Source organism: Pedobacter sp., assembly GCF_035566355.1.
In the GTDB taxonomy this organism is placed as follows: domain Bacteria; phylum Bacteroidota; class Bacteroidia; order Sphingobacteriales; family Sphingobacteriaceae; genus Pedobacter.
Genome location: NZ_DATMRL010000174.1, coordinates 1 through 10,824 on the forward strand (window position 1 = coordinate 1; position 10,824 = coordinate 10,824).

General features: G+C 40.4%; 16 protein-coding genes. 1 reads left to right on the plus strand and 15 read right to left on the minus strand.

The window, feature by feature from the left end; genetic code table 11:
• The 9 genes from rpsC to VNZ46_RS06875 all read right to left on the minus strand — a co-directional run.
• Nucleotides 1-599: 30S ribosomal protein S3 (gene rpsC, locus VNZ46_RS06835; protein WP_325559339.1), on the minus strand; the 599-nt coding region annotated here is incomplete at its 3' end.
• Between the two features lie 9 nt (nucleotides 600-608).
• Nucleotides 609-968 (minus strand): 50S ribosomal protein L22, encoded by a 360-nt coding sequence (rplV, locus tag VNZ46_RS06840; RefSeq protein ID WP_108554181.1) that lies wholly within the window; start codon nucleotides 966-968, stop codon nucleotides 609-611.
• 7 nt (nucleotides 969-975) lie between these two features.
• Entirely contained in the window at nucleotides 976-1,242 is a 267-nt protein-coding gene (gene rpsS / locus VNZ46_RS06845) for a 30S ribosomal protein S19 (RefSeq protein WP_008244581.1), read from the minus strand.
• Nucleotides 1,242-2,066 (minus strand): 50S ribosomal protein L2, encoded by an 825-nt coding sequence (gene rplB, locus VNZ46_RS06850; protein WP_133778968.1) that lies wholly within the window; start codon nucleotides 2,064-2,066, stop codon nucleotides 1,242-1,244. Before rplB ends, rpsS begins: the two co-directional genes overlap by 1 nt.
• 23 nt (nucleotides 2,067-2,089) lie before the next feature.
• Complete coding sequence (rplW, locus tag VNZ46_RS06855) at nucleotides 2,090-2,380, minus strand: 50S ribosomal protein L23 (protein ID WP_108554183.1); 291 nt, start codon at nucleotides 2,378-2,380, stop codon at nucleotides 2,090-2,092.
• Nucleotide 2,381: 1 nt separating this feature from the next.
• On the minus strand, nucleotides 2,382-3,011 hold the full coding sequence (gene rplD, locus VNZ46_RS06860) for a 50S ribosomal protein L4 (RefSeq protein WP_133778969.1): 630 nt from the start codon (nucleotides 3,009-3,011) through the stop codon (nucleotides 2,382-2,384).
• A 5-nt stretch (nucleotides 3,012-3,016) separates the two neighbouring features.
• On the minus strand, nucleotides 3,017-3,634 hold the full coding sequence (rplC, locus tag VNZ46_RS06865; RefSeq protein WP_108555338.1) for a 50S ribosomal protein L3: 618 nt from the start codon (nucleotides 3,632-3,634) through the stop codon (nucleotides 3,017-3,019).
• Between the two features lie 179 nt (nucleotides 3,635-3,813).
• The gene (locus tag VNZ46_RS06870; RefSeq protein ID WP_325559348.1) at nucleotides 3,814-4,206 is read right to left on the minus strand and encodes a DUF1634 domain-containing protein; all 393 of its coding nucleotides are present in this window, start codon (nucleotides 4,204-4,206) and stop codon (nucleotides 3,814-3,816) included.
• Nucleotides 4,203-5,039 (minus strand): sulfite exporter TauE/SafE family protein, encoded by an 837-nt coding sequence (locus VNZ46_RS06875; protein ID WP_316835865.1) that lies wholly within the window; start codon nucleotides 5,037-5,039, stop codon nucleotides 4,203-4,205. The genes VNZ46_RS06870 and VNZ46_RS06875 overlap by 4 nt, the downstream gene beginning before the upstream one ends.
• Nucleotides 5,040-5,119: 80 nt before the next feature.
• On the opposite strand from VNZ46_RS06875, the gene VNZ46_RS06880 reads away from it, so the two are divergent.
• Nucleotides 5,120-5,728, plus strand: coding sequence for a hypothetical protein (locus tag VNZ46_RS06880; RefSeq protein WP_325559351.1), 609 nt, complete (start codon nucleotides 5,120-5,122; stop codon nucleotides 5,726-5,728).
• Nucleotides 5,729-5,857: 129 nt separating this feature from the next.
• Here VNZ46_RS06880 and rpsJ read toward each other — a convergent pair whose 3' ends face one another.
• From rpsJ to VNZ46_RS06910, 6 genes are all read right to left on the minus strand, one after another.
• On the minus strand, nucleotides 5,858-6,163 hold the full coding sequence (rpsJ, locus tag VNZ46_RS06885) for a 30S ribosomal protein S10 (protein ID WP_008244591.1): 306 nt from the start codon (nucleotides 6,161-6,163) through the stop codon (nucleotides 5,858-5,860).
• A 62-nt stretch (nucleotides 6,164-6,225) separates the two neighbouring features.
• Entirely contained in the window at nucleotides 6,226-8,340 is a 2,115-nt protein-coding gene (gene fusA, locus VNZ46_RS06890; protein WP_325559354.1) for an elongation factor G, read from the minus strand.
• A gap of 18 nt (nucleotides 8,341-8,358) precedes the next feature.
• A complete protein-coding gene (gene rpsG / locus VNZ46_RS06895; protein ID WP_084287544.1) occupies nucleotides 8,359-8,826 on the minus strand; it encodes a 30S ribosomal protein S7 in 468 nt (155 codons plus the stop codon).
• 16 nt (nucleotides 8,827-8,842) lie between these two features.
• Nucleotides 8,843-9,256: a 30S ribosomal protein S12 gene (gene rpsL, locus VNZ46_RS06900; RefSeq protein WP_008244597.1), complete on the minus strand. Its 414-nt coding sequence runs from the start codon at nucleotides 9,254-9,256 to the stop codon at nucleotides 8,843-8,845.
• A gap of 646 nt (nucleotides 9,257-9,902) precedes the next feature.
• Nucleotides 9,903-10,598, minus strand: coding sequence for a carboxypeptidase-like regulatory domain-containing protein (locus VNZ46_RS06905; protein WP_325559355.1), 696 nt, complete (start codon nucleotides 10,596-10,598; stop codon nucleotides 9,903-9,905).
• Nucleotides 10,599-10,676: 78 nt separating this feature from the next.
• Nucleotides 10,677-10,824, minus strand: a 148-nt coding sequence (locus VNZ46_RS06910; protein ID WP_325559356.1) for a VF530 family DNA-binding protein, incomplete at its 5' end; no start/stop codon positions are given.

Genomic DNA, 10,824 nt, shown 5'->3' on the forward strand with positions numbered 1-10,824 from the left:
CAAACTTTAACACCTATTTTACCATAAGTTGTCAAAGCTTCAGCCAGTGCGTAGTCGATGTCTGCGCGGAAAGTATGCAAAGGAATTCTTCCTTCTTTATACTGCTCGCTACGTGCCATCTCTGCACCACCTAAACGACCTGATGTCATGATTTTGATACCTTCAGCTCCCATACGCATAGTAGATGCGATAGTAGATTTCATTGCCCTACGGAAAGAGATCCTTGCCTCTAACTGTTTTGCAACGCCTTCAGCTACCAACTGAGCATCTAACTCAGGACGTTTGATCTCAAAAATGTTGATTTGAATTTCCTTTTTAGTCAATTTTTTCAACTCTTCTTTGATCTTGTCAACTTCCTGACCTGCTTTTCCGATCACAATACCCGGACGGGCAGTGTGAATGGTTACAGTGATACGTTTCAAAGTACGCTCAATAACTACTTTTGCTACACCGCCTTTTGCAATACGGGCAGAAAGGTATTTTCTTATTTTTTCGTCCTCAACTAATTTATCAGCATAGTTGTTGCCTCCGAACCAGTTAGAATCCCAACCTTTGATGATTCCTAACCTGTTACCTATTGGATGTGCTTTTTGTCCCATTTCTGTTAATTAGTTTTGAGTTTCAACGTTTTTACTATCTACTATCAAAGTTACGTGGTTTGAACGTTTACGTATTCTATAACCACGTCCTTGAGGTGCCGGTCTCAATCTTTTCAACTGGCGGCCACCACCAACCATAATCGTTTTCACGTATAGCTGGCTTTCTTCAGGGCGAGAACCTTCATTTTTATTTTCCCAGTTTTTGATGGCAGATAATAACAGTTTCTCAACTCTTACTGCTGCATCTTTATTGGTGAATTTTAAAATATGTAATGCTTTCTCTACACGCTCACCTCTGATAAGATCTACAACCAAACGCATTTTACGTGGTGAGGTTGGACAATTGTTTAATTTCGCTACTGCTTCCATCTCTTAATTATTTTTTCTTTTCAGAGTGACCCCTAAATGTTCTGGTTGGAGCAAACTCTCCCAGTTTATGACCAACCATGTTTTCTGTTACGTATACCGGTATAAATTTATTACCGTTGTGTACTGCAAATGTATGACCCACAAAATCTGGTGAGATCATTGATCTGCGAGACCAAGTTTTAATTACAGACTTCTTGCCTGAATCATTCATAGAGACTACTTTCTTCTCTACGTTATGGTCAATATAAGGTCCTTTTTTAATCGAACGAGCCATTATTTCTTCCTTTTCTCTATGATGAAACGATTTGAGTATTTTTTAAGTGTACGGGTTTTGAATCCTTTAGAGTAAACACCGTTTCTTGACCGAGGCTGACCTCCGGATGAGCGACCCTCACCACCACCCATTGGGTGATCCACAGGGTTCATCGCAACCGGACGAGTTCTAGGGCGACGACCTAACCAACGGCTACGTCCCGCTTTACCCAATACTTCATTTGCATGATCTGAGTTGGAAACAGCTCCGATTGTAGCCAGACAAGTTACCAGGATCAACCTAGTTTCGCCTGAAGGCATTTTCAATGTTGCATATTTACCATCACGAGCTGCCAATTGTGCATAAGCACCAGCACTACGTGCTAATTGTGCTCCACGACCTGGGTGAATCTCAACGTTATGTACAATAGATCCCAAAGGAATTCTTGATAACGTCAAAGTATTACCTACTTCTGGAGTAGCTGTTTCTCCCGAAACTACTGTTTGTCCTACTTGCAACCCTTCAGGTGCAATAATGTAACGCTTCTCACCGTCTGCATAATGTAATAATGCAATACGTGCAGTACGGTTTGGATCGTATTCAACAGTAGCTACTGTTGCAGGAATATCAAATTTCTCACGTTTAAAGTCAATTAAACGGTAAGATTTTTTGTGACCACCACCCATGTAGCGCATAGTCATCTTTCCTGTATTGTTACGTCCTCCCGACTTTTTAGAAGATACAACCAATGATTTTTCGGGCTTGGTTGCTGTAATCTCCGTAAAACTGGCGCCAACTCTAAAGCGGGTACCCGGAGTAACTGGTTTAAATTTTCTTAAGCCCATAGTTATAAATTATTCAATTCTTATTATAAATTCGCGTAATAATCAATTGTCTCTCCTGCTTTCAGGGTTACGATAGCTTTCTTATATTTAGGGCTACGACCTGAAACTAAACCACCTTTAGTATTTCTGGACTTCAGTTTACCAACTACAACCATTGTGTTAATGGCTAAGATGTTCACTCCGTACATTTTTTCTATAGCTGCTTTAATCTGCAATTTATTTGCTTTGTTGTCTACTTTAAAAGTAAAGCGGTTAGACTTTTCTGTTAATGCAGAAGCTTTTTCTGTTAATACTGGTTTCTTTAAAAGTTCCATATTACTTGGCAAATGCCTCCTCCAATGTTTTAAGAGAATCCGCAGTCAACAAAAGCTTACCGCAATTCAATACATCATATGTATTTAACTGATCTGCAGTGATTACTTTCGCTTTCTGAATGTTTCTGCTTGATAAATAGATATTGTTATTTTGCGAAGGTAAAACCAACAAAGTCTTTTCGTTAGTCAAGTTTAATGCGCTAACTAAATTGATGTAGTTTTTAGTTTTGATTGAATCAAAAGCAAAGTCTTCCAAAACTACGATATTGTTGTCTTGTGCTTTGTAAGTTAAAGCCGATTTACGGGCAAGAACTTTTAACTTTTTGTTCAGTTTAAAACTATAATCGCGTGGCTGAGGACCAAATACACGACCACCACCATTGAACAATGGAGATTTAATACTTCCGGCGCGAGCACCACCAGTACCTTTTTGTTTGTATAATTTGCGGGTTGAACCTGCAATTTCATTACGTTGTTTTGATTTATGCGTTCCCTGACGTTGGTTAGCTAAATACAACTTCACATCTAAATAAATTGCGTGATCAACAGGCGTAATACCGAATACCGACTCAGGAAGTTGCACCTTGGCACCTGTCTCTTTTCCTGAAATGTTTAATACTTTAACTTCCATCTTGCTTACTTGTCTAAGATTACGTAAGATCCTTTAGCTCCTGGTATTGAACCACTAACTACCACAAGGTTTTGATCAGCATAAACTTTCAAAACCTGTAAGTTCTGAATTTTTACTCTGTCACCACCCATTCTTCCCGCCATACGCATACCTTTAAATACACGAGCTGGATATGAAGCCGCACCTAATGAACCTGGTGCACGCATCCTGTTGTGCTGACCGTGGGTCTGACCACCAACACCACCAAATCCGTGGCGTTTAACAACACCTTGAAAACCTTTACCTTTAGAGGTTCCAACAACATCCACAAAATCACCCTCGTTAAAGATGTTAACCGTTACAGTATCACCTAAGTTAAGTGATTCTTCAAACGGCTCAAATTCAACCAGTTTACGTTTTGGGGTAGTGCTTGCTTTCGCAAAGTGGCCTTTAAGAGGCTTGGTTGTGTTTTTTTCTTTGGCTTCGTCGAAACCCAATTGAACTGAAACGTAACCGTCTTTCTCTTCGGTCTTTACCTGTGTAACTACACAAGGTCCAGCTTCGATCACCGTACATGGTATATTCTTACCGTCGGCGTCGAAAATGCTGGTCATTCCTACTTTTTTTCCAATAATACCTGACATTTTCTATTTTTAATTTAACACCCATCGAAGCAGTAGGGCTTCGTTCAAGGTGGATATACATCCCCGTTAAGGGACGGCAAAAATAGGAAAGAAATCTTAATTTTCAAATAGTTAGCTAATTATTTTTTCAAATAACTGCAATTATTTTTTTGAAGCACGAAATAACCCGAGGTAAAAATCTACCCAACCAGCTTATTGCTTAAACTGAACAGAATGACACAAAGTACAAATACACCGATCAGTACATACATATAATCCCGTTCAATCAGAAAGCTAAAGATAGAAAAAACAACTCTTGTTATTGGCGTAAAAATCAATAAAAGCACCCCGAATTGTATAACTGCCTGACTATCCATACGTTTTATTCCTTCAAAAATAGCCAGAATAGAAGCATACTGGTTCTTTGACGAGTCAAATATCTTGTAATCAACCAAGGCTTTTCCGTGGTGCACAAGATAAATTATTCCACCCAGGAGCACCACTGACATAGACAAAATAACCCCCACCCTAAGTAAGGTACCTAAGATCACCTGTACATCCTTATCAGCAAAATAGTGTTTTGACTTTTTCATAATTTACCGGATAAGCCATTATAGATCATCTGCAGGGCCAGAAAAACCACCACTACAGCGAATATTACTTTCAATTTATCAGTTTTTGCTTTAACAAGGATCTTGGAACCAATCGTTGCACCCAACAAAACACCTACCGTTACAGGCATAGCTATACCCGGATCTATTTGTCCCCGGTGCAGATAAACTACCGCACTGGCAGCAGCGGTAACCCCCATCATAAAGTTACTGGTTGTTGTAGACACCTTAAACGGGATCCTCATAATATTGTCCATAGCGACGACCTTCAAAGCTCCGGAACCAATCCCCAGCAAGCCAGAAATAATGCCTGCGAAGAACATCATCACAAAACCACCAATCACATTGTGCACCCCATATTTCTTCTCCCCTGCTTCCGTAGGATAGCTGCCGTTCAATTTAAAAAAATTAGCAATTTTACCAGAAGTATCTGTATCAGAATGATCTACCTTCTTCTTCAACATCATAGCTGCAGAAAAAAGCAGGATTAATCCAAAGATCACAGCGATATAACTGGGGTTGATAAACACCGTAATTACTGCACCAAAGATGGCGCTTATAGTCGTAGCGATCTCCAGGAACATCCCTATTCTGATATTGGTAATCCCCTCCTTTACGTAAGCTGCTGCAGAACCGGAAGAGGTTGCAATTACAGACACAATGGAGGCACCAATAGCATAATGAATATCTACACCTAAAGCAAGGGTTAGCAATGGGATTATAATTACACCTCCGCCCAAACCAGTTAAAGAACCTACCAGGCCAGCCAGAAAAGCTCCGGCTAAAACAATAACTGTAAATAGTAGTACCGACATCCCGACAAATATACCATCTACAATTAAAACACAATAAAATTAAAATATTTATGTTAAATTAAGCAAACCAATCCTATGTTATGAAAAGATGTATACTTTCTTTATTCGCAGCAATTTGTTTACTGCTGATTGCACAAAGCACTTTTGCTCAAGACACTACCAAAACAGACCCCTCTCTTTCCGGTCAGTACCAGTTCATGTTGTCAAAATCAAAAACACTTTATGGAGCTAAATTAATTAACCCAGCCAGACTGTCCGGCCTCTGGAAAAATGTAAAAGACACCATAAATACGGAAAGAAAACAACTCGTTGCATCCAAAGCTAAAATTAACGAGCAGCAAAAAGCCATCGCCGACCTAAAGGCCCAGATAGAAGGCAAAGAAAGCTCGCTGGCGAGTTCCAACGCAAAACTGAACGAGATTAGCTTTTTGGGTATTCCTTTCACCAAATCGACTTATAACAGCATTGTATGGACACTGATCATTGTGCTGGCACTTGCGCTCGCATTTGTCGTGGTCCGCTCTGCCAAACACATCCATGAAGCCAAATACAGGTCTAACCTATATCAGGAAATAGCAGACGAATATCAGGCCTATAAAGTAAAATCTAACGAAAAGGAGAAAAAATTAGCCAGGGAATTACAGGACGAACGCAATAAATTTGAAGATTATAAAAGCCGGGAGCGTTAACGATCAGTTATCCCTGCCAATGCGAAATCCCGGGATGTGCCAGGATAACAATGAACTTTAAAAATTATTCTTATAAACAAAAAGGCCTCTGCAAATGCAGAGGCCTTTTTGTTTAATTAAGTATCGTCATTAAACTTTGATTTCTACTTCAACACCGCTAGGTAATTCAAGTTTCATCAAAGCATCAACTGTCTTAGAGTTAGAACTATAAATATCTAACAAACGTTTGTATGCACACAATTGAAACTGCTCACGAGCTTTTTTGTTCACGTGCGGTGAACGCAAAACTGTAAAGATTTTCTTTTCTGTAGGCAACGGAATTGGTCCGCTAACCACTGCACCCGTAGGTTTAACAGTTTTTACGATTTTCTCAGCAGATTTATCTACCAGGTTGTAATCGTAAGATTTTAATTTGATCCTGATTCTTTGGCTCATCTTATTTATTTAATTAAGGCGGCCTGTTAGAGCTATTAATAACAGGCTGCCGGTGTTATTTATTAATCTGAAGATTTAACTTTTCCTTTTGATTTCGCAATCACCTCTTCCTGAACATTTTTAGGCGCTGGATCATAGTGATCGAATTCCATTGTAGAAGTTGCGCGACCAGAAGTAATTGTACGTAACTGAGTTACATAACCAAACATTTCTGAAAGTGGAACAAGGGCTTTAATTACCTGAGAACCATTACGCGTATCCATACCTTGCAGCTGGCCACGACGACGGTTTAAGTCTCCCATAACATCACCCATGTTTTCTTCTGGCGTAAGCACCTCAATTTTCATGATTGGCTCCATTAATACCGGTTTACATTTAGGCAATGCCTCACGGAATGCTGAACGTGCAGCAATCTCGAAAGATAAAGCATCTGAATCGACCGCGTGGAATGAACCATCAATCAAACGAACCTTCATATCAGGAAGCGGGTAACCTGCAACTACACCATTAGACATGGCAGCAGCAAAACCTTTTTCTACAGAAGGGATAAACTCACGAGGAATAGATCCACCCACGATTTCGTTTACGAACTGCAATCCGCCTTTTTCGTAATCTGCATCAATAGGAGAAATAATAACCTGAATATCCGCGAATTTACCACGACCACCTGTTTGTTTCTTATAGGTTTCACGGTGTTGGGTACTTCCCGTAATTGCCTCTTTATAAGCAACCTGAGGAGCTCCCTGGTTAACTTCCACTTTGAATTCGCGTTTTAAACGGTCAATCAAAATATCTAAGTGAAGCTCACCCATACCAGAGATAACAGTCTGACCAGTTTCCTCATCAGTCTGAACCCTGAAAGTTGGATCTTCTTCAGCCAGCTTACCTAAAGCCATACCTAATTTATCTACGTCAGCTTGAGTTTTAGGCTCAATAGCTAAACCGATAACCGGCTCAGGGAAGTTCATGGATTCCAGAATAATCGGGTTTTTCTCATCGCAAAGCGTATCACCAGTTTTGATATCTTTAAATCCTACTACCGCAGCAATATCACCAGCACCTACATTAGGAATTGGGTTTTGCTTGTTGGCATGCATTTGGAAGATACGGGAAATACGCTCTTTGTTCTCAGAACGTGCATTGTACACATATGAACCTGCTTCAAGATTACCTGAATATACACGGATAAAGCATAAACGACCTACGAAAGGATCCGTTGCAATTTTAAATGCTAAAGCTGCAAAAGGTTCTTTTTCATCAGGTTTACGTAATACTTCCTCACCAGTATTTGGATTAATACCAGTTACACCTTCTTGATCCATAGGTGAAGGCAATAACTCCATCACATAATCAAGCATAGTTTGTACACCTTTGTTTTTGAAAGATGAACCACAAACCATAGGTACAATTTTAGCATCCAATACAGCCTGACGCAAAGCATCTAAAACTTCACGCTCAGTAATGGTTTCAGGGGCTTCGAAGAATTTCTCCATCAAAGTCTCATCATATTCCGCTACTGATTCCAGCAATTTCTCTCTCCACTCAGCAACCTCATCCAGCATATCTTCAGGAATTGGCACTTCAGTAAAGGTCATTCCTTTATCATGCTCGTTCCAAACGATACCACGGTTGTTGATCAAATCAACTACACCTTTAAAGCTGTCTTCAGCACCAATAGGCAATTGCAGAGGAACTGCATTGCTTCCCAGCATGTCTTTAACCTGTTTAACAACTTTTAAGAAATCTGCTCCGGAACGGTCCATTTTATTTACGAAACCAATACGGGCAACATTGTAGTTGTTAGCTAAACGCCAGTTGGTTTCAGATTGAGGCTCAACACCGTCAACTGCTGAAAACAAGAATACCAAACCATCTAATACACGTAACGAACGGTTTACCTCTACGGTAAAATCCACGTGTCCCGGTGTATCAATAATGTTGATATGGTAGTTCTGTCCTCTGTATTTCCAACCTACAGTTGTTGCTGCAGAAGTGATCGTGATACCACGTTCCTGCTCTTGTGCCATCCAGTCCATTGTTGCAGCACCTTCATGCACCTCACCAATTTTGTGACTAACACCAGCATAATAAAGGATACGCTCTGTTGTTGTGGTTTTACCCGCATCAATGTGAGCTGCAATCCCAATGTTTCTTGTGTATTTTAAATCTCTTGACATTTTATGATTCTACTTGGATTAGAAACGGAAATGAGAGAACGCTTTGTTGGCTTCAGCCATTTTATGCGTATCTTCTTTTTTCTTAACTGCTGCACCTTCACCTTTAGCTGCTGAAACGATTTCACCTGCTAATTTTTCTTTCATTGTTTTTTCTCCACGTTTACGAGCGTAAGAAATTAACCATTTCATGCCTAAAGCAATTTTACGGTCAGGTCTTACCTCTGTAGGTACCTGGAAGTTTGCACCACCCACACGACGAGATTTAACCTCTACAGCAGGCATTACATTTGTTAAAGCACGTTTCCATACTTCTAATCCATTCTCACCAGATTTTTTCTCTGCCAATTCAACAGCATCATAAAAAATAGAATAAGCGATAGATTTTTTTCCGTCAAACATCATGTTGTTAACGAAACGGGTCACCTGAACATCGTTAAATTTCGGATCAGGAAGAATGATTCTCTTTTTTGGTTTTGATTTTCTCATTTTTTTGTCCTCCTAATTATTTCTTTTTACCTTTTGTTGGTGCCGCAGCTACTTGTCCTGGCTTAGGACGTTTTGTTCCGTATTTAGAACGACGTTGGTTACGACCAGCTACTCCTGAAGTATCTAATGCTCCACGGATGATGTGGTAACGTACTCCCGGTAAATCTTTAACACGACCACCACGGATCAATACGATAGAGTGCTCCTGTAAGTTGTGACCTTCACCAGGGATATAGGCATTCACCTCTTTACCATTGGTTAAACGTACACGGGCAACTTTACGCATTGCTGAGTTTGGTTTTTTAGGGGTAGTGGTGTACACACGTGTACATACACCTCTTCGCTGTGGACAGCTGTCCAACGCCGGAGACTTACTCTTGAACTCCAGTGCTACTCTACCTTTTCTAACTAATTGTTGAATGGTTGGCATTGTTCTTTTGTTGTTTTCTATTAATGTTTAAAAACTTTACCCCTCACTAAGGGACTGCAAAGGTAAGACAATACAATTTATAAATCAAGTCGTTAGCAAATAAAATCTGATTTTTCCTCCGGGGATAATTTTAACGCGGTTGTTGTTCTGTATAACGGATTTACTTCTTTCAGCAATAAGGAGCGCTGAGCTGCAAATTTAGAAATCAATGGATTTCATCAGGAGGTTTTAAGGCTATCAGTCGGAAAGAAGGATAAGCGCGGAAGTAGCGGGGTGCTTAGTTTAAAAAAAGAAGGATAAGCTCGAAGGCTGCTTAAGCTTAGGCGGGCAGAAAAGCCCGCAAACCTTAAAAGGCCTTCTCCCTTACACCTTCTTTTTTCCGGATTTCAAGCCTAAACTAAGTTGCTTTATATATCTTCCTGTGGTAAACACTCCAGCACATCCACAGGATTAAAAAACGCCAAAAGCAAAAAACCGCACCATGCCTGGTCTCCTCCCTCCCTCTGCAATTTGCTAAGGAAAATTCTCGTACGCTGCAGAAAGGCCTCAGAGATCTGCGGCTTTTTCAGTCGCCTGATATCGTTAGCCTTGAAGCAGCTGTACAGAATTTTCCGATCTAATTCAGCACCTAAAATCTGTTGTATCGTTAATGTAAATCTGGCATTGCTCTTTTTTCCGGAGGCAAGTCCTTAAATTCCTTGTAAGAATTCATGATGTAAAACTTGAGATCTTCCTGATCCATTTTATTCAGCGCCTCCAGTGTAGGGCGGTAACGCGTCATGAAAGCATCCAGATCTGCTCCCTTAAGAGGAGTAAGTGCCGTTACAGCCGCATTGTTAAACCGGGCATCAATCTTCCGCTCTGTTTTCTCATTTTCCAGTTTCCGTTTCAACTTCCGAGCCTCTTTCCCCTCCTTGCCAAAGTACGCAGAAGGCGAAAATCCAAAAGGCTTGTTCACTTCCAGCCGGGTAGGGTCAGCTTTACGGTAAACATCCGCATATTCAATCTCCGGGTTAAATGTTTTCGCTTTGATCTCTACTGTATTCAAAGTTTTACGATCTGCAGTCAAATACCTTTTCACAGGGCTCATATTCACCAGGAAAAGTGTATCTGGTAAATACCCCGGCTGAAAAAATATAATGACCTGATTGGCGACAGCATTGATCTTAAACCTTCCCTTCGCATCCGTGACAGTACTATGCCCAGTATTTCTATTAAAAACCTGTACCTGTTCCAGTGGGTACCTTGAATTTCGGTCCGACACAGTTCCTTTCAGCTGCTGCCCATGAACACCCAGGCTCAGCAGGGCAAAGGATAAAAAAAGAGTAAATCTGTTGATCATACTTAAAGTTAAGCATTAAATCAGGTATTTAATAGAGATCAACCGGAATCAATACACCGATTTAACAATTTTTACGCTCTAATGAAAAGTGTTCAGGTAAAGACGCTCTACCTTTTTACGCGCCCAATCCGTTTTACGCAAAAATCGAAGGCTGGAATTCATTGTCGGATTGTTATTGAAACAAGCAATACGGATCAGCTGACCGAGTTCCTCCCAGCCATAGTGC